Origin of the sequence: Actinoplanes sp. M2I2, assembly GCF_023544445.1 — a bacterium.
Lineage (GTDB): Bacteria > Actinomycetota > Actinomycetes > Mycobacteriales > Micromonosporaceae > Actinoplanes.
In genome coordinates this window covers 510723-529914 of record NZ_JALPVJ010000002.1, presented here as the reverse complement: position 1 = coordinate 529914, position 19192 = coordinate 510723, and the positions used below count along the sequence as shown (strand labels likewise).

Below are 19192 nucleotides of genomic sequence, written 5' to 3'. Positions count from 1 at the left end.
CCAGGAGATCCCGATGTCGCTCCCCGAAGTCCACCTGATCGGCGGCACCCGCCCCGAAGCGGTCAAGCTCGCCCCCGTCGTCACCGCCATGCGGGAGCAGGGCCTGATGGAGCCGGTGCTGCTGGCCAGCGGTCAGCACCCGCAGATGGTCGCCCAGGCGCTGGCCGCCTTCGACCTCACCCCGGACGTGACGCTGACCGTCGAGCGCACCACCGGCAGCCAGGCCGAGCTGCTCACCGAGCTGGTCCGCAAGCTCGACGCGCTGTGGGAGGTCCGCCCGCCGGCCGCGGTGATCGTGCAGGGCGACACGACGACGAGCCTGGCCGGCGCGCTGGCCGCGTTCTGGCGCCGGATCCCCGTCGTGCACCTCGAGGCCGGGCTGCGCTCGGGCGACCTCGACTCGCCGTTCCCCGAGGAGGCCAACCGCAAGCTGGTCGCCCAGGTCGCCTCGCTGCACCTGGCGCCGACGCCGCTGGCGGCGATGAACCTGCTCGACGAGAACGTCGCCGCCACCGACGTGGTCGTGACCGGCAACACCGTGGTCGACGCGACGCTGGCCGTGGCCGGGCGCAAGCTCCCGTACGAGAACCCCAGGGTCGCGGCGGCCCGGGCCGGCAGCGGCAACCGCCTCGTGCTGGTCACCGCCCACCGCCGCGAGTCGTGGGGCCACCCGCTCGACCGCATCCTGACCGCGGTGCGCGAGCTGGTCGCGAAGTACCCGGACATCGACGTGATCCTGCCGAGCCACCCCAACCCCGCCGTCCGGGCGCAGGTCGAAGCCGGCCTGGCCGGGCTCGACCGGGTCACGGTGACCGACCCCCTGCCGTACGCGGACCTGTCCCGTCTGCTCTCCGAGGCTTACCTCGTGCTCACCGACTCCGGGGGCATCCAGGAGGAGGCGCCGTCGTTCGGTGTGCCGGCGCTGGTGCTGCGCGACGTCACCGAGCGGGTCGAGTCGCTGAACGCCGGCTGCGCCAAGCTCGTCGGCTCGGACACTGCCCTGATCGTCGGCGAGGCGTCCGCGCTGCTCGACGACCGCGCCCGCCGCGACGCGATGACGGTCAACGGCAACCCGTACGGCGACGGTCTCGCCGCCCGGCGCACGGCCGAGGCCACCGCCGCCCTGCTCGGCCTCACCACCTCTCCCGAAGCCCTGGTTGGAGCGTCCCGCTGATGCGTATCCCGAAGCCTCTGCTCTCTGTCGGTGTCGCCGCCGTCGTCCTGGGCGCCTTCGCCCTGAGCTCGGTCGACGCCGAGGCCGCGGTCACGCCGGCCGCCGTCGTGACCACGCTGCCCGCCGCCAAGTCCGGCAAGGCCGCTCCCGGCGGCGGCACCGCCAAGACCCTGGTCCTGTACGACACCACGGGCGACTACGGCTGGATGGGCGAGGTCTACGCGACCCAGACCGCCAACCTGAGCTCGCACTTCGGCTCGTGGACGGCCGCGCCGGTCGGCGGGTACAGGGCCGGCGACCTGAACGCCTACTCCGCGGTGATCTACATCGGCTCCACCTACGACGAGCCCGTCCCGGCCGCCTTCCTCACCGACGTGGCGGCCACCAGCAAGCCCGTCACCTGGCTCTACGACAACATCTGGCAGCTCACCTCGGCCGGCACGTTCGCGGCCGACCACGGCTTCACCAGCGGCGGCTTCGACTTCGCGGACGTCGCCGAGGTCGACTACAAGAAGCAGAAGCTCACCCGCAACACCGTCAACAAGTCCGGGATCATGAACCTGTCGATCACCGACGCGTCCAAGGTGACGACCCTGGCCACGGCCGTCCGGCCGGACGGCACGACGTTCCCGTGGGCGGTCCGCTCGGGCAACTTCACCTACGTCGGCGAGATCCCCTTCGCGTACGTCACCCACGACGACCGCTACCTGGCGTTCGCCGACCTGCTGTTCGACTCGCTCGGCGCCACGTCGGTGGAGCGGCACCGCGGCCTGGTCCGCATCGAGGACGTCGGCCCCGACTCCGACCCGGCCGAGCTGAAGGCCGTGGCCGACTACCTGTCCTCGGAGAAGGTGCCCTTCACGGTGGCCGTGTACCCCCGGTACCGCGACCCGAAGGGCGTCAACAACGGCGGCAAGGCCCAGGACTACACGCTGCTGAACAAGCCGAAGGTGGTGGCCGCTCTGAAGTACATGCAGAGCAAGGGCGGCACGCTGCTGATGCACGGCTACACCCACCAGTACGGCAACGTCGCGAACCCGTACGACGGCGTCAGCGCCAACGACTTCGAGTTCTACGCCGCTCACGTGGACGCCAAGGACAGCGTCATCTACGACGGCCCGGTGGCCGGCGACTCGGCCGCCTGGGCGACCAGCCGCATGGTCGCCTCCGGCCTGGTCTTCGCGGCGGCCGGCCTCGGCACCCCGACGATCTTCGAGTTCCCGCACTACGCCGCGAGCGCCGTCGACTACCAGGCGGTCAACACCGTCTTCGGCAAGCGCTACGACCGCGGCCTGTACTTCCCCGGCGTGCTCACCGGGGCCAAGCCGGACTACAGCCGCCAGTTCGGCCAGTTCTTCCCGTACGCCGTCCGCGACGTCTACGGCTCGGTCGTCGTACCGGAGAACATCGGCAACGTCGAGCCCGACGCGTTCAACAACCACCCGGCCCGGCTGCCGGCCGACCTCATCGGCGCGGCCGAGCACAACCTGGTCGTCCGGGACGGCGTGGCGAGCTTCTTCTACCACCCGTATCTGGGCACCGAATACCTCAAGCAGGTCGTCACCGGCGTCAAGGCCGAGGGCTACACGTTCGTCAGCGCGAACTCGATGATCGCCAACTGAGGATCCCACCGAGAGTGCCGCCGGTCACCACCGGCGGCACTTCGCCGTTCCGGCCACGAGGGTCGTGTAACAGAAAGAGGGTGCTGTGCGCTGTACCCGTATGACGACACTGCACGTGCGAGGTGAGGTCGACCTGACGAACCGGGAAGCTTTCGAGATGACGATCGAGCGCATGGTCGACACCCGCGACGACCTCTCCATCGACCTCAGCAAGCTGACCTTCATCGACGGCGCCGGCCTGCGCACCCTGGCCCGGGCGGCCTACCGCCTGGACCGGCAGGGCCGGCTGTTGCGGCTGGACAAGCCGTCGCCCCACCTGCGCCGGCTCTTCGCCCTGGTCGGGCTGGAACGCTTCGCCGGATAGACACCTGCCGTCGCGGCTGATCACGGCTGCGGAGAGCTGGTCGGCTCCTCAGCGTTGTCGCGCTCCATGGCGTCGTGAAGCCGTCGCATGCGTCGCTCGTGCTCGTCGATCTGCTGCTCGACGGCGGCGAAGACCTCTTCGAGGGAGAGCTCCGAGCGGACGTGGAGCAGGACCGCGTACGCCAGCTCCTCCACGTCCTCGGGGTTGAGCGCAAGGTCCCACCGACGTACGAACGGCAGGAGTGCGGTGACGCCGCGGAGCACTTCGTCGGCCGTGGGTTCGCTCATGAGGTTCCTTCCCGGCGCTCGCGCCTCAGCCCTGACCGGCACAGCAGGTCGCGGTCAGCGCCGCCACCCGGGGCCGCGGGCCAGTCGGACCGGCCCGATCGCGGTCGTCACGTCGACATCGGCGCCACCCTGGCGGACGGCGATGGTGCCGTCCCGCGCCAGCTCGGCGGCCACGTCTCGGGCCGTGTCCATCAGGTCACGCCAGGATGCGCCGCCGGCGACGCGGGCCGCGTCGCTCGGGCAGATGGTGGACTCGGGGCGGCGGTGCCGCAACAGAGCCAGCATCGCCGCGGCCAGCCGCTCCCGCCGCCCGTCAGCCGTCGGTTCCCCCCACGGCCCGCCTCGTTGCCCGAGCGCCACCTCGGCATCCCGGGCCCTCGCACCGGCCGCCTCAGGGTCCTCCGAGGCGAGCTGCCGAGCCGCCGTCAGCTCGCTCACCAGCTCCCGCCGCAGCGGCTCCGGGACCGCGGGGTCGGCCGGCTGCCGCCCGTCCGCGCTCTCGGTGTTCTCCTCGCCCGCTTCCATCAAGCCATTGTCCCCGGCACGGCCATGGCGTTCGGTCAGCGGGGCATCCGGGCGATCACGTCGTCCCAGATGCCCTCGGGCAGGTCGTGGCCCACGCCGGGGTAGAGCACGAACTCCGCGCCGGGGATCTGGGCGGCCAGATCACGACCGCCGCTCGGCTTGATCAGTTGATCGTCGGCGCCCGAGACGACCAGGGTCGGGGCGGTGATGCCGGAGAGCGGCGGCAGCTTCACCGCCCGGCCGGCGGCGAGGTGCCGCTGCGTCGTGCGCGGGTCGCGGGGCGAGCGGTTGTGGCTGAGCGTCGCCGCCTCGCGGACCCACTCGTCGGGAAACGGGTATCCGGGCGACGACTGGGCGCGGTAGATGGCGATCAGGTTGTCGATCTCCTGTTCCGGCGTGGTCGCCTTCGGCAGCTTGCGGAACTCGCGGAAGATGCCGAACTTGAGGTAGCGCAGGAGGCGCAGCGGTGGCGCGGTGGCCGGAAAGCTCATGCAGAACGTGAGGCCGCGGACCCGCTCGGGGTGCAGCAGCGCCAGAGCCTGGGCGATGGCCGACGCACCCCCGAGGACATGGGCGTCGGCCCAGCCCAGCGCGTCCATCACCGCGAGCCCGTCATCGACCATGTCGGTCATCGTGTAGAGCGGGCGGGTGCCGCCGAGCAGCGCGCGCCACGGGCTGCCCTCGTCGGTCGCCGGGTAGTGCGTGGACAGGCCGGTGTCCCGGTTGTCGTAGCGGGCCACCTGGAAACCGGCCTCGACGAGGCGCTCGCAGAACGCGTCGGGCCACCAGACCATCTGATAGTCGATCCCCAGGACGAGCAGCAGCGGCTCACCGCTCGTACCGAAGGTCTCGTAGGCGATTTTCGCGTCCCCGTTGACGGCGTGCTCGATACCCATGCCGGCCTCCCCGTTTTTTCATGCGATCGCATGGTATCCACCGGGCAGCGGTGTTGGCAATGCGTTCGCATGAGATAGATTCGGGGCGTGCCCAAGCAGGTCGACCACGAGCAGCGCCGCCGGCTCCTGTCCGAGGCGGTCTTCGCCGTCATCGGCACGCAGGGGTTCGAGGCGGTGAGCCTGCGCGACGTCGCCGTCCAGGCCGGCGTCTCGATGGGCACCGTGCAGCACTACTTCCCGACCAAACAGCAGATGCTGTCGTTCGCGCTTTCGCACATGCGCGAACGCGTGATGGCCCGCCTGCAGACGACACTGGTTACCCTGCGCGAGCCCACCCGCCGCGACCTGATCCGGGCGGCGACCGCGACCATGCTCCCGGTCGACCCGGCCGGCCGCGAGGAGGCGTGCGTCAACATCGCGTTCTTCTCGGCCGCGACCGTCACCCCGGCGTACGCCGAGCAGCTGCGCGACGGCTACGGGCGCATCCTGACGGTGTCGACCGCCACCTTCCGCGAGGCGTCCCGCCTGGGCGAACTACGCGACGGCATCGATCCCGACGTGGAGGCGCCGGCGCTGTACTTCCTCACCCAGGGCCTGATCGGGCCGATCCTCGTCGGCCTCTACCGCCCGGACGAGGCCCTGGCCCTGGTCGACGCCCAGCTCGACCGGGTGTTCCGCCCGGCCTGAGTTGCCTTGCATCAGGCCAGGTCGAGCAGCCATTCGGCGTTGAGGGCCACGTCGTCCCAGCGGTCGCGGGTGGCGCAGTAGCCGATCGAGCCCAGGCCGATGTGGAGCCGATACGCGCGCAACGCCGCCGGATCCGGGTTCCAGCGGCGCCCGATCGCCGCCTCGAGGTCGACCGAGGACCACTGTGGATACCAGCCCCAGCAGTAGAGCAGCCAGGCGGCGTCGTAGAGCGGATCACCGAAGCAGGCGCTCCCCCAATCGAGGACGCCGGAGATGCGATCGCCCTGGACCAGGACGTTGCGGGCGAGCAGGTCGTCGTGGACCATGCGGCGCTCGTCCGGCAGGCCCGGCGCGAGCCGGCGCAGCGTGGCCAGGCCCCGTTCGAACGGCTCGAGCCCGACGTCGGACGCGGCCAGGGCGGCCCGCCAGCCCGGCACCCGGGGCGTCTCGTGTTCGGCGGCGAGCAGGTATTCCGGCCACGAGCGGTAGGGCGCCGTCCGCGACGGGTCCCAGATGCCGTAGCCGTGCCCGCCGACCTCGATCCGGCTGATGGCGTCCATGACATCGAACAGGTCGGGCAGGACAGCGGCGACGCCGTTCGCGTCGAGGTCGTCGAGCGCCGTGCCGGTCAAGCGCTCCGACAACGCGTACGCCCATCCGGCCGTCTCGCCGCGAGCGGTGATCGCCGGCACCGGCAGCACGCCACCCGCGACCGCGCCGACCGCCTCGTCCTTGGCGAAGTCACCGCCGTACCGGCTGACGCGCAGCACCATGTCGCGCCCGTCGACGGTCAGCGCGTACGCCGTCGACCAGGCCCCGGCGGCCAGCGGCTCCGAAGTGGCCGACTCACCCAGCACCGTCCGGACGACGTGGCCGGCCACCTGATCGGGATGATCCATCGGGCCACGGTAGCCACCGGCGGTCGAATGCGCCGCTGAATACTTCGCGGCGACCCGGCGCCGAGCCCCAGGGCGAGTCAGTCGTCGGTGAGGTCGAGCCGCATCACGACGCGGCGGGTGGTCGGGTGGGCGACCTCCCGGAACCCGGCTGCGAGGAACGTGCCGCGGGATCCCACGTTCATCTCGCCCCAGGACACGTTCTGCCCGTCCCGGGGCACCATCGGGTAGCCCTCGACGGCCTTGGCGCCGTGAGCGCGCGCGTACTCGGCGGCGGCCCGCGCCAGCGGCCGGGTGAGTCCCTGCCGCCGATGACCGGGACGGATGGCGAAGCAGACGACCGCCCACACGTCCGGGTCGTCGGGGTCCTCGTCGCGGCCGGCCCACGGCACCGACGAGCCCCGCAACCGCCGGTATCCGGCCCGCGGCTCGACCGCGACCCAGCCGACCGGCTCGCCGTCCCGATAGGCCACCAGGCCGCTGGTGCCCTCGGCCTCCGGGTGACCGCAGTCGGTCTCCTCCCGCAGCCGGTGCGCGCGCTCCTCAACCGCCATCGCGAACCAGTCCCGGTCGCCCAGCTTGATCCGCTGGCACTGGCACGTCGCCGCTCCCCCGCGCCCGAACACCGTCTGCAGATCGTCCCAGCTCGCCTCGTTCGCGGGAACCACCGAAACAGAGTCATAGTCATCGTTCACGATCAGGCAGCCTAGGCCCCGTTCCGGACGTTCCCCGTCCGGAAAAGCTAGCGCACGTCTGGTGGAACACGTGGGAGCGAGGCCTGGTCACCAGACGTGCCCTAGCCTTCGTCCATGGGCTCCCGGCCGCGCCTCGAAGCCGTCGTCTTCGATCTGCTCTACACGCTCGTCCATCCCGGTACGTATCCCGGCGGAACAGGCCGGGCCGGGTGGCTGGCCGGCATTCTCGGCGTGGACGCGGCAGCGCTGGCTGCTCGCTGGGCCGCGTTCGAACCGATTCTGGAGTCCGGCCGGGCCGACGGGCCCGACCCGGAACTCGCGTGGGTGACGACCGCAGCCGCCGAGCTGGGGTCCACGGTCACCGCCGCGGACCGGGCTCGCATCGAGGCCGGCTGGGACCTGACCCGGCGCGAGGCCCTGCTCCACCCGCCCGAGCCGGCGATCGCCACGCTCGTGGCGCTGCGTGCGCGCGGCCTCAAGCTCGGCATCCTGAGCAACACGCACGCCTTGGAGCTACGGGCCTGGAAGCAGTCGCCGCTCGCTCCGCTCGTCGACGTCGTCGCCTTGTCGCATGAGATCGGTTACTGCAAACCTGACCGGGCGGCCTACGCGTACGTGCTGGATCGTCTTGCGGTGGCGGCCGGCTCGGCCGCGTACGTGGGAGACGGCGGCAGCGACGAGTTGCCGGGCGCCCGGGCGGCCGGGTTCGGCCTGGTCGTCCTGGCCGAGCAGACAGCGGCCGAGGCCGCCCCGGCCGATCTTCCCCGCCTTCGCGCCCAGGCCGACGTGTCGGTGCCTTCCCTCCTCGACGTCATCTGTCTGGCGTAGTCGACGAGGGCCCTCCTCGCCCGGGGGACCCGGCCGCGGCGCCGTCGGACAGGTCGTTCACCAGGCCACGACGCCGTCGCGGCTGAGGAAGACACCGGTGGGGCCGTCGTCGTCGAGCGTGGCGAGGTGCACGATCGCGTCGCTGCCCTCGGTCACCGTCTGGGTGCCCTGGCCGCCGTTCAGGTCGGTCGCGGTGTATCCGGGGTCGGCCGCGTTGACGAGGATCCCCGGCAGGGCGCGGGAGTACTTGAGCGTGAGCATCGTCAGCGCGGTCTTGGAGATGGCGTAGACGGGCGGCACGATCTGCCAGTCGAACATGTCGTACTCGAGGGTGGCCGCGAAGGAGCCCACGCGGGAGGACACGTTGACGATCCGGGGGTGCCGGGAGGCGCGCAGCAGCGGGACGAACGCGTTGGTGACGCGCAGTGCGCCCAGCAGGTTGGCGTCGAGCTCGGCGGCAACGTCGTCGGCGGTGGTCTGCTCCAGCGGTGCGATCACGCTGTTGACCGCGGCGTTGTTGACGAGGACGTCCAGCCGCCCGTGCTCGGCGCGCACCCGCGCGGCCGCGTCGTCGACGCTGGTCTGATCGGTGATGTCCAGGTGCAGCCAGCCGACGCCCAGCTCGGCGGCGGCCGCCCGGCCCCGGCCGGGATCGCGGGCGCCGATGAGCACCGTGTGCCCGGCCTCCTGGAGCCGCCGGGCGGTCTCGCGTCCGATGCCCTTGTTGCCGCCGGTGATGAGGGTGATCGTTTCCATGTCGCCAGCCTGCGTCCGGGGGGTGGGCGGGCGGAAGGCGACGGGTGTCGGTGGGACTGCGAGTACCACCCACGGCGTCGGGCCGTCCGGCGCCCGCGGCCCGATACGATGACCGGGTGGTGGACCGCAGGACCAGGCCGGTACGAGCGCCGGGCCTGGGCACGCTGTTGCGCGAGTTCCGGGACAGCTGCGACTTCGCGCTCACCGGCCCGGCAGTCACCGCCCGGCGGGCTCCGGGCCTGCGCCGGGAAGAGCTGGCCATGCTGGCCGGCGTCTCCGTGGACTACCTCGTCCAGCTCGAGCAGGGGCGCGCCGCCCGGCCCTCGGCGCCCGTGGTCGCCGCGCTGTCGCGGGCATTGCGTCTCGACGCGGACGATTCCGCCCTGCTGCACCGGGCCGCCGGTCTCGCCCCGGCGACCGGGTCCGTGACCCGGGTGGTCCCTGACAGCGTCGAACGGATGGTCACCCGGCTGCGGGAGTGGCCGGTCGCGGTGTACTCGGCCGACTGGTGGCTGCTGCGCTGGAATGACGCCTGGACGGCGTTGCTGGGCGATTCGACGGCGCTGACGGGGCGGGCGCGCAACGTCGTCTGGTTCGAGATGACACAGCCCAGCTCGCGCGTGTGGATCGACCCCGGCGAGGACGACACCTACCGCGACGCCATCGTGGGCGATCTGCGGGTGGCCTACCTCGAGCACCCCGACGACGCCGAGCTGGCCGATCTCGTCACCGCCCTGCACGAGACCAGCCCCGAGTTCGCCGAACGCTGGACGGCGGCCCGTCCCGCCCGCTACCGGGGGATGCGCAAGCACGTCGACCACCCGGATGTCGGCTTGATCGTCCTGGACGGCGACGTCCTCCAGGTCCCCGGCTGTGACATGCGGATCGTCGTCTACTCCCCCGCGCCGGGCACGCCGGACGCCGGCCGCCTCGCCCGGCTGACGACGGCGGCCCGGCCGGCGAGTGACCGGAAGAACTGACGACGACACGGGCGGCCCGGGCGGTTCGAGGGTAGATAAGAATGCAATGATGCCCGAACTCAGTCCTCGCCGGCGTGCGCTCGTGCTGGCCATCTGCTGCCTGAGCCTGCTGATCGTCGGCTTGGACAACACCATCGTCAACATCGCGCTGCCGTCGCTGCGTACCGACCTGGACACGTCGGTGTCGGGGCTGCAGTGGGTCATCGACGCGTACACGCTGGTGCTGGCCAGCCTGCTGATCCTGGCCGGCAGCACGGCCGACCGGGTGGGCCGCCGCCGCACGTTCCAGACCGGGCTGGTGCTTTTCACCGTCGGGTCGCTGTTGTGCAGCGTGGCGCCGGGGCTGGGCTGGCTGATCGTCTTCCGGATGATCCAGGCGGTCGGCGGGTCGATGCTCAACCCGGTGGCCATGTCGATCATCACGAACACGTTCACCGAGCCGCGCGAGCGGGCCCGGGCCATCGGCGTGTGGGGCGGCGTGGTCGGCCTCAGCATGGCGCTCGGGCCGGTGCTGGGCGGGGTCCTGGTCGAGACGCTGGGCTGGCGGTCCATCTTCTGGATCAACGTCCCGGTGGGGGTGGCGGCGGTCGTGCTGACCGCCCTGTACGTCCCCGAGTCGCGCGCGCCGCGGCCGCGCCGCATCGACCCCGTCGGTCAGGTGCTCGTTCTCCTGGTGCTGGCCTCGGTGACGTACGGGATCATCGAGGGCCCGGGCACGGGCTGGGGGTCGGCCGAGATCGTCGGGTGTTTCGTGCTCGGCGCGGCCGCGCTGGCCTTCCTGCTGCGGTACGAGGCCCGGCGCGACGAGCCGCTTCTGGACCTGCGTTTCTTCCGCAGCATCCCGTTCAGCGGAGCCACGGTCATCGCCGTGTCGGCGTTCGGGGCGCTGGCCGGGTTCCTGTTCCTCAACACCCTCTATCTGCAGGACGCCCGGGGACTGTCAGCCCTGCACGCCGGCCTCTACACGCTGCCCATGGCCGCCATGACCGCGGTGTTCGCGCCGTTGTCGGGCCGGCTGGTCGCCGCACGCGGGGCCCGGCTGCCGTTGATCCTGGCCGGGAGCGCGATGACGCTGGCGATGCTGCCGCTCACCCGCCTCACCGCGACCACCCCGGACGCGCTGCTGATCGGCTGCTATCTGCTCTTCGGCATCGGGTTCGGGCTGGTCAACGCCCCGATCACGAACACCGCGGTCGCCGGCATGCCGCGGGCCCAGGCCGGCGTCGCGGCGGCCATCGCGTCGACCTCGCGGCAGGTGGGAGGCTCGCTCGGCGTCGCGGTGATCGGGGCGGCGGTCGTGTCCGGCGTGTCCGGCCCGTCGGCGGCCGGCTTCGCCGCGGCCAGCCACGCCGGCTGGTGGATCGTCGTCGGGTGCGGCCTGTCCGTGCTCACCCTCGGCGTGGTCACCACGGGACGCCGGGCCCGGGCCACGGCCGAGCGCACGGCGGCCGACCTGATCGACGAGGCCGACGCGGTCCCGGCCCGGGCCTGACGATCCGGACGCCGGTCCGGCCGGGGCCACGATCAGCCGTCAAGCCGTACGGGAAATCGACCGTCGGCGTGGGACTTCAGCGTCGCCCATGACGGCCGGCGGAACCGGAGCCGTCCGGGTGCATCCATGACCGGCGTCCCGGACGAAGGACGGGGTGGTGGGGGCAGTGGAGCCGTCACCCGTACCGGAAGGACGCACAACATGAGGATCACCCGACTCGGCCAGCGGGCCGCCGCCGTGGCGACCGCCGCCCTGGTCACCTCCGCCCTCGGCGCGGCCCCGGCCAGTGCCCACGGCAAGACCAAGCCGCTGGGCACCAAGTCGCTCGCCGCCGTGCTCACGGCCGACAAGAGCGGCTTCGACCGTAACGGCCATGACTACGACGTCCTGACCGCGGCCGTGCTGGCCGTGCTCAAGGCCAAGCCGTCCAGCAAGGTCGGCGTGCTGACCGACGGCAAGACGGCGCTCACCGCCTTCGTCCCGAACGACCGCGCCTTCCAGGTGCTGGTCGCCGACATCCAGCACACCAAGCGCCTGCCCAGCGAGAAGAAGGCCTTCACGGCCGTGGCCGGGCTCGGCATCAACACCGTCGAGTCGATCCTGCTCTACCACGTCGTGCCCGGCGCCACGATCAACCGCAAGGCGGCGCTGAAGTCCGACGGAGCCAAGCTCAAGACCGCGGCCGGCTCCTCGGTCAAGGTCGACGTCTACGGCCACTGGCACAAGCGCGTCAAGCTGATCGACGCCGACCGCAGCGACCGCGACCCGCGGATCGTCCGGTTCGACATCAACAAGGGCAACCGTCAGATCGCGCACGGCATCGACCGGGTCCTGCGCCCGATCAACCTCCCCTGACCGGCACCGGGCGGGCGCGAGCGCCTGATTCGGGGTGAGGGTCGAGCCGCGGTGCGGTCCAGGTGTCGTCTGGGTGTGCGCCGGGATCGCCCGGATACCGGTGTTGTATCTGGGTGATCCCGGCGTGCGGCCAGGCGGCGGCTGGGCCACGCCGCGGCCCGGCTCACACCCCGAATCAGGCGCTCGCCTTCACGCGTCCGCCCGGCCTCGCCGTGCTCCGCCAGCGCTGGCGGACCGGCGCAGGATGCTGTCGACCCGGCCCAGCAGCTCGGCGCTGGTGAACGGCTTCTCGACCATGACGACACCGTCGGGCAGGGTCCCATTGTCGGTCAGCACCGGTTCGGCGTATCCGGACATGTACAGCACGGGCACGCCGGGCCGGAGAGCCGAGAACCGCGCGGCCACCTCGTTCCCGACCATCTTCGGCATGATCACGTCGGTCAGCAGCAGGTCGATCCGGCCGGGATGGGTCTGGGCGAGCTGGAGGGCCTGGGCCCCGCCGTCGGCAGCCAGCACCTGATAGCCGGCCCGGGTGAGGATCCGGGACGTGCTGTGGCGCAGGGCGGCCTCGTCCTCGACCATGAGGATCGTCTCGTTGGCCGCCGCCCGCGGTGCCGGCTGGGCCTCCGCCCGCCGGTCGCCCCCGGAGGCGACGGGCTGATCGGTGGCCGGCAGCAGCATCGTGACGGTGGTGCCGATGCCGACCTCGGAGTACAGATGCACGTCACCCCCGGCGGCGGTGGCGATGCCGTAGACGGTGGCCAGCCCCAGCCCGGTCCCCGCGCCCCGGGGCTTGGTGGTGTAGAAGGGTTCGAAGGCGCGTTCGATCACGTCGGGCGGCATGCCGGCGCCGGTGTCGCTGACCCGTAGTCGTACGTACCGGCCCGGACGCAAGTGGTAGTTGGCGACGTCGTCGGGGCCGAGGTCGGCGTGGCTGGTGTCGATCGACAGGGTGCCGCCGCCGGGCATCGCGTCCCGCGCGTTGACCGCCAGGTTGACCAGGATCTGCTCGAGCTGCCCGGGGTCCGCGTGCACGGTCGGCAACTCGCGGTCCAGGTGGGTGATCAGGTGGATGTGCTCGCCGAGCGTCCGGCGCAGCATCTGCTCGACGTCGCCGATCACGTGGTTGAGATCGAGCACCTGGGCCTGGGTGACGTCGCGGCGGCCGAAGGCCAGCAGTTGCTTGGTCAGCCCGGTGGCCCGCTCGGCGGCGTGGCCGATCTGGCGCAGGTCGTCGCGGGCGGCGGCGGTGTCGGCGACCGAGGGCTGGTCGCCGTCCAGGGTGTCGAGCACCAGCTCGGTGTAGTTGCGGATGATGGCCAGGATGTTGTTGAAGTCGTGCGCGACACCGCCGGCCAGCTGACCCAGGCTCTCCAGCCGGCGGGTGTGCTGCAGCCGCCGTTCCGACGCGTCCCGTTCGGCCTGGGCGATCAGCCGCTCGCGTTCGGCCTGGGCGATCACGCGGTCGGTGACGTCGCGGATGGCGGCCGACACGATCAGGCCCTGGTCGGTCTCCAGCGCCGAGAGGCTGATCTCGGCGGGGAACTCGGAGCCGTCCTTGCGGACCGCGGCGAGCGAGTTGCCGCCGCCCAGTTGCCGGGTCCGGGGGTCGGCGAAATAGTGGGCGCGCTGCCGGGGATGGGCGGCGCGGAACCGCTCGGGGACCAGGATGTCGACGTTGCGCCCGATCAGCTCGTCGCGCCGATATCCGAAGACTCGCTCCGTCTGGGCGTTGATCAGGGTGATGGTGCCGTCCCGGGTCACGCCGACCATGGCGTCCGGCGCCGCTTCCAGCAGCCGGTGGAACATGAGCTCGGCCCGCCGGCGTTCGCTGATGTCGCGGGAGATGCCGGCGACCCCGGTGACCTGCCCGGCCGGGTCGGTGATCGGTGACAGGGTCAGCTCGACGGTGACGGTCCGGCCGTCCTTGTGGCGCCGCCGGACGTGGTCCTGTTCGACGCGCTCACCGGCGGCGACCCGCCGGACCAGCTCCTGCTCCGCCTGCTCCTGTCCGGGCAGGAAGATCACGGCGACGTCGCGGCCCAGGACCTCGGCCGCCGCATATCCGTACAGGGCCTCGGCGCCGGCGTTCCAGCTGGTGACCACCCCGTCCAGGGTCCGGCCGACGATGGCGTCGGGCGAGGAGTCCACGATCACGGCCAGCCGTTCCCGCTCGGTCAGCAGCGTCGCGCGGCGGGCCAGGGCGGCCGCCTGGTCGGCCAGCTCGGTCAGCAACGCGATGTCGTCGTCGGCGAAGAGGGTGCGGTAGCGGTTGAGCATGACCAGCGCGCCCCGGCCGTCCGGCGTGGCGATCGGGGTCGCGGTGACATACCGCGTGTTGCTGGCCCGGGCCAGCTCAACGGCGACGGCCGGCGGGTCCGTCCACCCGGCCAGCGCGTCGAACGTGCCGGGATCGGCGAGGAGGCGGTCGACGTCCTGGTCGGTGACCTCGTGCGGGAGGAGCGGACGGTCGGTCTGGGCGAGGACCTGAAGGTGGCCGGGTGTGGCGGGCAGGAACACCGCGGTCAGGTCGGCCCCCAGCACCTGACCGGCGCCGTAGCAGTAGCGCCGCCACGTCTCGGCCGCCGGCGCGTCCGGCGGCAGCGTCAGCAACTGCTGGCTCGTGGCGTACGCGGTCCGCATCGACCAGGCCCGCCGGAGCCGGCGCGGCGGCACGAAGGCCAGCAGGTAGAGCAGTCCCGCGATCAGGGCCAGAACCCGGGAGTGCACCGCCGTCGACCGGCCGACGGCGGAGACGAGCAACGCCACGCCGAACAGGGCGGTGGCGGAGGCGGCCAGCCCGAGCCGGACCCGGGCGGCGCCGCCGCGGCGGCGGGCCTGGGCGGCGAGCAGCCAGGCGGCCAGGGCTTCCAGGCAGAAGAAGACCCCGGCAGCCGGCCAGACCGTCGGACGGGGCAGCACCGCCGTCGACGACAGCACCACCGGCAGCGCGCTGATCGCCCACGCGCCGGTCGCCGCGGGCAGCACCCAGGCCCGGACCGGCCGCAACCGGGCGACCAGCCGGAGCGTGAACACGGGTTTGGCCAGCAGCAGGGCCACGAACACACCCATCACGACGCCCGGCGGGGACCCGCCGAACACGCGGATCACGCCGAGGACGAACAGCATCGCCACGCACGCGAACATCCACATCACGTCGCGCAGCAACGGGTCGGCCCGCCGCAGATAGCGGTATCCCATCCACGCGAAGATCACCACGTACGCCGACGTGACCACAGCAAGCGTCATCGAAGCCCCCGCCCGTCGGCTGACGTGTCAATGGGACCGGGGGGCGGTCCGTTCCATCCTAGGGAAGACACGGTCGGGCAGCCCGGAAAACCCGCTTTCCGGGCTGCCCCGTGCCGCTCAGCCGAGCCGGGCGAAGACCCGGGCCGCCACCGCGTCACCCGTGGACAACCCGGCGTCGGCATCCCACTGGTAGTGCACGCCCAGATAGACGCGGCTCCGGGCGTTCTCGACGGCCGCGGCGGAGAACGAGGTGTAAGTGCGGTACTGCTGCTCGTTGGGGTCGACGCTGTCGACCCGGAAGGTGACATTGTCGGTACCGAAGTAGCGCTTCATGACTCCGGCCCAGGCCCCGGCGAAGGTGGCGTGCCCCGAGGTGTAGGCCGGGAACGGCGGGGAGAACCGGACGCCGTTCCGGTTCACCGACAGCGGCTGCCAGCCCGGGTCGGCCACGGTGGCCGGGTTGCCGTCCGAGCCGGCCAGCCTGATCGCCGACTCCGGCCGCCACAGGTCGATGGGCGTCCGGAACTTGGCGTCCCAGGCGGCGATGGCGGCGTCGGCCATCGCCAGGCTGACCATCGTGTAGAGCCGGGCCGCCTGGTAGGACTCCAGGTTGTTGTCGAGGGCGAGGATCGACGTGTGGCGCAGCAACTGCCCCGGCGGCTTGTAGGTGCCGGCCACGTCGTTGGCCCAGAAGAAGGCGATCCGCGTCTGCTCGGCGGTGCGCGTGGTGGAGTCGACCGCGCCGAGCGACTTCACCTCGTCGACCTGGGCCGCGTACTCCGGACTGGCCAGCAGGGCGGGCAGCGAGCTGAACCCGCCGGGCGGCGGCGGCCGCAGCGGGGACACCGAGGTCAGCACGAACGGCGTGACCCCTCCCCAGTTGGGCGTCGCGGCCGGGCCGGAGCCGGTCTGGCGCCACTGCCCGGGCTCGGTGCCGTCGGCGTACGGAGTGTCGTCGTCCGAGCCGTCACCGTCCCGGGCGGCCAGGATCCGCCGGGCCGCAGCGACCCCCACCGACGTGCTGAAGCCCTCCGGCCCGGGGTTCCCGATCGGCTTGTACTTGGCCGCCTCGTTGTAGAAGGCGGTGAAGTCCACAGTCGGGAAGATCCGGGGCAGGACGACGCGGGCTGCGGCGTCGATGTTGGACACGACGTCGTAGGTGTAGTTCGGCTCTCTCGGAATCCGGCCGAGGTACGGCGTGAAGTTGCCCTGCAACGAGACGACCGTGTCGTAGATGGCGGCGTTCAGGATGGCCGCTTTGCGGGTGAGCGGCCCCGGAGCGAGATCGGTGCGGCTGAAGGCGAGCCGCAGAGCCTCGTTCCACAGGATGACGTGATCGGTGCCGGCCGGTACGGCCGAGGCCGCCCGCGGGGCCGCCGCCACCGCGGCGGCGCCTCCGGTGGCGGTGGCGAGGCCGAGCGCCAGAGAACCGCGCAGCATGGATCGTCTTTTCACCAGGATCCCCCGATTACTGGTTGGACAGTGCCTTGATTCTTCGCAGACATCTCGATCGGCGTCAATGAGCAGGCACCGCCCGACCGCGGCCGCTGGACCGTTCCGGCGGGGAGTGGTGGCCGTGTGACCGGTTCCGCACCGACGGTGAGCGATCTAGGTTGCTGGATATTCACCGACAACGCTGGAAAGGATGGACACATCGTGGTGTCTCGATCTTTACGAAGACGTCTGGGCGGCGCGGCCGCCGCGGCGGTTCTGCTCGGCGGTTTCGTCGCGGCCGGTCCCGCGCAGGCCTCCGGCAACGGCGGGGCCAAGGATCCGGCCAAGGCCGTCACGCTCGCCGGGGTGCTGCGGCACCTGGTCGCCTTCCAGGCGATCGCGTCCCTGAACGGTGACACGCGGGCCTCCGGGACGCCGGGCTACAAGCGCAGCGCCGACTACGTCGCCACCCTGATGCGCGCGGCCGGCTACAAGGTGACCCGTCAGCCGTTCACGTTCAATTTCTGTACGGAGAACGGGTCGTCCTTCGCGCAGACGGCGCCCACCCCGGCCACGTACGTCGACCAGGAGGACTACGACGTGCTCGACTGCTCGGGCAGCGGCACGGCGACCGGCCTCGTGGTCCCCGTCGACCTGCAGCTGAGCACGCCGAACACCAGCACGTCGGGGTGCGAGGCGACCGACTTCACCGGGGTGGCCGGCAACATCGCCCTCGTACAGCGGGGCAGCTGCCCGTTCGGGCAGAAGGCGGCCAACGCCGCGGCGGCCGGGGCAACCGGCGTCATCGTCATGAACCAGGGCGATACGACCGGGCCGGACCGTCAGGACCTCTTCGCCGGCACGCTGGGCGAGCCGGTCGGCATTCCCGCGATCGGGGTCTCGTACCCGCAGGGCGTCGCGTTCGCGGGCACCGCGGGCCTGACGGTGACGATCACGACCGACACCGTTTCCGAGGTGCGCCAGACCGAGAACGTCATCGCCGAGTCGCGCCACGGCAACCCGGACGAGGTCGTCATGTCCGGCGCCCACCTGGACTCCGTGCCCGAGGGACCGGGCATCAACGACAACGGCACCGGCAGCGCCGGCATCCTCGAGGTCGCGCTGCAGATGCGGCACCAGAAGACCAAGAACAAGCTCAGGTTCGCCTGGTGGGGCGCCGAGGAGGCCAACCTGGTCGGCTCGACGTTCTACGTGAACAACCTGAGCGAGGCCGACGCGGCCAAGATCGCCCTCTACCTGAACTTCGACATGATCGGCTCCCCCAACTACACCTTCGGCGTGTACGACGGTGACGACTCGGACGCGACCGGCGCGGGGCCCGGACCGGCCGGTTCGGCGCAGATCGAGGCGGTCTTCCAGCGGTTCTTCGCCCAGCGCGGGCAGGCCACCGCGCCGTCGGACTTCACCGGCCGGTCCGACTACGGGCCGTTCATCGCGACCGGCATCCCGGCCGGCGGGCTGTTCACCGGCGCCGAGGTCGTCAAGACCGCGGAGGATGTGGCCAAGTGGGGCGGGGTCGCGGGCCAGCAGTACGACCCGTGCTACCACCAGGCGTGCGACAGCCTGATGCCTGAGCGCGACGGCGCCGACGCGGCCGTGTACGCCCAGCTCCGGCGGGCCTACAAGCTCGTCGGCAACGTCAACACGTTCGCGCTGGACACCAACGCGGACGCGGTCGCGACGGCCGTCGCCACCTTCGCCCGGGACACGTCGTCGATTCCGCCGCGTCCCGCCCCGGTGGCTGCGGCCACCCGGTCGGCGGCAGGATCGGCACAGAACACCCACGGCGACTGGTTCAGCTAGCGGTCCGCGGTTGTGCCCGGCTCCGCCGGGGCCGGGCACAACGGTCTCCACACCTTGACGAGATGAGCGAGAATAGGCGGATGATCGCGAGGCGCATCGCCACGGTGGTGGCCACCCTGCTCGCCGCCGGGCTGGGCGCCTGCGGCAGCCCGGCCGTCGCCGAGCGGCGGTCGACCGAGCCGGCCGCCGTCGTCCCGGCCGCCGGCACGCGCGTCGCCCAGCGGGACGTCCAGGCCGCTGCCCGGGCCGAGACCACCGTACGGAATGTGCCTTCCGCGTTCCGTCTGCCGCCCGGCAGCCACCTGACCACCCTGACCGACGCCGAGTCGGGCGCGTCGTTCACGCTGGCCGCGCCCGGGCCTGAGGCGGTGCTGTCGTTCTATCGCCGAGAGCTGTCCCGCGGCGCGTTCACGATCGTCGCCGACCGCGTCGAGCCGGGCGCCACCAGCCTCTCCTTCCGTGACGCGGACGGCTGGGCCGGCACCATCTACGCCACCACGCACCGCGTCGCGGTCGCCGTGAAACGCTCCTGACGCACTCCTCCCCGACCGCCCCGGTCCTCACGGCCGGGTTGCGCACCCATCGAGCTGAATCGATGATGGTGCGGTCGGATGCCGGAGGAGGCACG

18 protein-coding genes are annotated in these 19192 nt (G+C 71.9%); 10 read left to right on the top strand and 8 right to left on the bottom strand.

The window, feature by feature from the left end:
* The first annotated feature begins 13 nt into the window (after positions 1-13).
* The 3 genes from wecB to HJC40_RS06260 all read left to right on the top strand — a co-directional run bounded on the left by wecB (position 14) and on the right by HJC40_RS06260 (position 3160).
* Positions 14-1174, top strand: a complete 1161-nt coding sequence (gene wecB, locus HJC40_RS06270) for a non-hydrolyzing UDP-N-acetylglucosamine 2-epimerase (protein ID WP_249998947.1) — start codon at positions 14-16, stop codon at positions 1172-1174.
* Positions 1174-2796 carry a DUF2334 domain-containing protein gene (locus HJC40_RS06265; RefSeq protein ID WP_249998945.1) on the top strand — a complete coding sequence of 541 codons (1623 nt, stop codon included), beginning with the start codon at positions 1174-1176 and terminating at the stop codon, positions 2794-2796. Before wecB ends, HJC40_RS06265 begins: the two co-directional genes overlap by 1 nt.
* A gap of 100 nt (positions 2797-2896) precedes the next feature.
* Positions 2897-3160, top strand: coding sequence for an STAS domain-containing protein (locus HJC40_RS06260; protein ID WP_249998942.1), 264 nt, complete (start codon positions 2897-2899; stop codon positions 3158-3160).
* A 20-nt stretch (positions 3161-3180) separates the two neighbouring features.
* On the opposite strand, the gene HJC40_RS06255 is transcribed toward HJC40_RS06260, so the two are convergent.
* The 3 genes from HJC40_RS06255 to HJC40_RS06245 are packed head-to-tail and all read right to left on the bottom strand — an operon-like array spanning position 3181 to position 4868.
* Entirely contained in the window at positions 3181-3447 is a 267-nt protein-coding gene (locus HJC40_RS06255) for a hypothetical protein (protein WP_249998940.1), read from the bottom strand.
* A 54-nt stretch (positions 3448-3501) separates the two neighbouring features.
* Complete coding sequence (locus HJC40_RS06250) at positions 3502-3972, bottom strand: DUF3253 domain-containing protein (RefSeq protein WP_249998937.1); 471 nt, start codon at positions 3970-3972, stop codon at positions 3502-3504.
* Positions 3973-4007: 35 nt separating this feature from the next.
* Positions 4008-4868: an alpha/beta fold hydrolase gene (locus HJC40_RS06245; RefSeq protein ID WP_249998934.1), complete on the bottom strand. Its 861-nt coding sequence runs from the start codon at positions 4866-4868 to the stop codon at positions 4008-4010.
* A gap of 87 nt (positions 4869-4955) precedes the next feature.
* Here HJC40_RS06245 and HJC40_RS06240 point away from each other — a divergent pair, with 87 nt between their 5' ends.
* Positions 4956-5555: a TetR/AcrR family transcriptional regulator gene (locus HJC40_RS06240; RefSeq protein ID WP_249998932.1), complete on the top strand. Its 600-nt coding sequence runs from the start codon at positions 4956-4958 to the stop codon at positions 5553-5555.
* A gap of 11 nt (positions 5556-5566) precedes the next feature.
* On the opposite strand, the gene HJC40_RS06235 is transcribed toward HJC40_RS06240, so the two are convergent.
* Both HJC40_RS06235 and HJC40_RS06230 read right to left on the bottom strand, forming a co-directional pair.
* Complete coding sequence (locus HJC40_RS06235; RefSeq protein ID WP_249998929.1) at positions 5567-6454, bottom strand: phosphotransferase family protein; 888 nt, start codon at positions 6452-6454, stop codon at positions 5567-5569.
* Between the two features lie 77 nt (positions 6455-6531).
* On the bottom strand, positions 6532-7146 hold the full coding sequence (locus HJC40_RS06230) for a GNAT family N-acetyltransferase (RefSeq protein ID WP_249998926.1): 615 nt from the start codon (positions 7144-7146) through the stop codon (positions 6532-6534).
* Positions 7147-7260: 114 nt separating this feature from the next.
* Between HJC40_RS06230 and HJC40_RS06225 the strand changes: the two genes are divergently transcribed.
* On the top strand, positions 7261-7974 hold the full coding sequence (locus HJC40_RS06225) for an HAD family hydrolase (RefSeq protein ID WP_249998923.1): 714 nt from the start codon (positions 7261-7263) through the stop codon (positions 7972-7974).
* A 57-nt stretch (positions 7975-8031) separates the two neighbouring features.
* On the opposite strand, the gene HJC40_RS06220 is transcribed toward HJC40_RS06225, so the two are convergent.
* Complete coding sequence (locus HJC40_RS06220; RefSeq protein ID WP_249998921.1) at positions 8032-8730, bottom strand: SDR family NAD(P)-dependent oxidoreductase; 699 nt, start codon at positions 8728-8730, stop codon at positions 8032-8034.
* Between the two features lie 116 nt (positions 8731-8846).
* Between HJC40_RS06220 and HJC40_RS06215 the strand changes: the two genes are divergently transcribed.
* The 3 genes from HJC40_RS06215 (at position 8847) to HJC40_RS06205 (ending at position 12057) form a co-directional block, all read left to right on the top strand.
* Positions 8847-9710: a helix-turn-helix transcriptional regulator gene (locus HJC40_RS06215; RefSeq protein ID WP_249998918.1), complete on the top strand. Its 864-nt coding sequence runs from the start codon at positions 8847-8849 to the stop codon at positions 9708-9710.
* Positions 9711-9759: 49 nt separating this feature from the next.
* Positions 9760-11202, top strand: a complete 1443-nt coding sequence (locus tag HJC40_RS06210; protein ID WP_249998916.1) for an MFS transporter — start codon at positions 9760-9762, stop codon at positions 11200-11202.
* A 201-nt stretch (positions 11203-11403) separates the two neighbouring features.
* Positions 11404-12057, top strand: a complete 654-nt coding sequence (locus tag HJC40_RS06205) for a fasciclin domain-containing protein (protein WP_249998914.1) — start codon at positions 11404-11406, stop codon at positions 12055-12057.
* A gap of 189 nt (positions 12058-12246) precedes the next feature.
* Here the strand turns inward: HJC40_RS06205 and HJC40_RS06200 are convergent, their stop codons facing one another.
* Together HJC40_RS06200 and HJC40_RS06195 are read right to left on the bottom strand one after the other, a co-directional pair.
* The gene (locus tag HJC40_RS06200; protein ID WP_249998912.1) at positions 12247-15306 is read right to left on the bottom strand and encodes a PAS domain-containing hybrid sensor histidine kinase/response regulator; all 3060 of its coding nucleotides are present in this window, start codon (positions 15304-15306) and stop codon (positions 12247-12249) included.
* Between the two features lie 117 nt (positions 15307-15423).
* The gene (locus HJC40_RS06195; RefSeq protein WP_249998909.1) at positions 15424-16746 is read right to left on the bottom strand and encodes a vanadium-dependent haloperoxidase; all 1323 of its coding nucleotides are present in this window, start codon (positions 16744-16746) and stop codon (positions 15424-15426) included.
* Positions 16747-16962: 216 nt separating this feature from the next.
* On the opposite strand from HJC40_RS06195, the gene HJC40_RS46560 reads away from it, so the two are divergent.
* Together HJC40_RS46560 and HJC40_RS06180 are read left to right on the top strand one after the other, a co-directional pair.
* A complete protein-coding gene (locus HJC40_RS46560) occupies positions 16963-18564 on the top strand; it encodes a M28 family peptidase (RefSeq protein WP_374271137.1) in 1602 nt (533 codons plus the stop codon).
* Positions 18565-18644: 80 nt separating this feature from the next.
* The gene (locus HJC40_RS06180) at positions 18645-19097 is read left to right on the top strand and encodes a hypothetical protein (protein ID WP_249998907.1); all 453 of its coding nucleotides are present in this window, start codon (positions 18645-18647) and stop codon (positions 19095-19097) included.
* Positions 19098-19192 lie beyond the last annotated feature (95 nt).

Coding starts and splice junctions, on each gene's coding strand:
- HJC40_RS06220 (WP_249998921.1), bottom strand. CDS start 8,730: ATGGAAACGATCACCCTCATCACCGGCGGCAACAAGGGCATCGGACGC.
- HJC40_RS06245 (WP_249998934.1), bottom strand. CDS start 4,868: ATGGGTATCGAGCACGCCGTCAACGGGGACGCGAAAATCGCCTACGAG.
- HJC40_RS06210 (WP_249998916.1), top strand. CDS start 9,760: ATGCCCGAACTCAGTCCTCGCCGGCGTGCGCTCGTGCTGGCCATCTGC.
- HJC40_RS06205 (WP_249998914.1), top strand. CDS start 11,404: ATGAGGATCACCCGACTCGGCCAGCGGGCCGCCGCCGTGGCGACCGCC.
- HJC40_RS06255 (WP_249998940.1), bottom strand. CDS start 3,447: ATGAGCGAACCCACGGCCGACGAAGTGCTCCGCGGCGTCACCGCACTC.
- HJC40_RS06195 (WP_249998909.1), bottom strand. CDS start 16,746: ATGCTGCGCGGTTCTCTGGCGCTCGGCCTCGCCACCGCCACCGGAGGC.
- HJC40_RS06260 (WP_249998942.1), top strand. CDS start 2,897: ATGACGACACTGCACGTGCGAGGTGAGGTCGACCTGACGAACCGGGAA.
- HJC40_RS06250 (WP_249998937.1), bottom strand. CDS start 3,972: ATGGAAGCGGGCGAGGAGAACACCGAGAGCGCGGACGGGCGGCAGCCG.
- HJC40_RS06225 (WP_249998923.1), top strand. CDS start 7,261: ATGGGCTCCCGGCCGCGCCTCGAAGCCGTCGTCTTCGATCTGCTCTAC.
- HJC40_RS06200 (WP_249998912.1), bottom strand. CDS start 15,306: ATGACGCTTGCTGTGGTCACGTCGGCGTACGTGGTGATCTTCGCGTGG.
- wecB (WP_249998947.1), top strand. CDS start 14: ATGTCGCTCCCCGAAGTCCACCTGATCGGCGGCACCCGCCCCGAAGCG.
- HJC40_RS06180 (WP_249998907.1), top strand. CDS start 18,645: ATGATCGCGAGGCGCATCGCCACGGTGGTGGCCACCCTGCTCGCCGCC.
- HJC40_RS06265 (WP_249998945.1), top strand. CDS start 1,174: ATGCGTATCCCGAAGCCTCTGCTCTCTGTCGGTGTCGCCGCCGTCGTC.
- HJC40_RS06235 (WP_249998929.1), bottom strand. CDS start 6,454: ATGGATCATCCCGATCAGGTGGCCGGCCACGTCGTCCGGACGGTGCTG.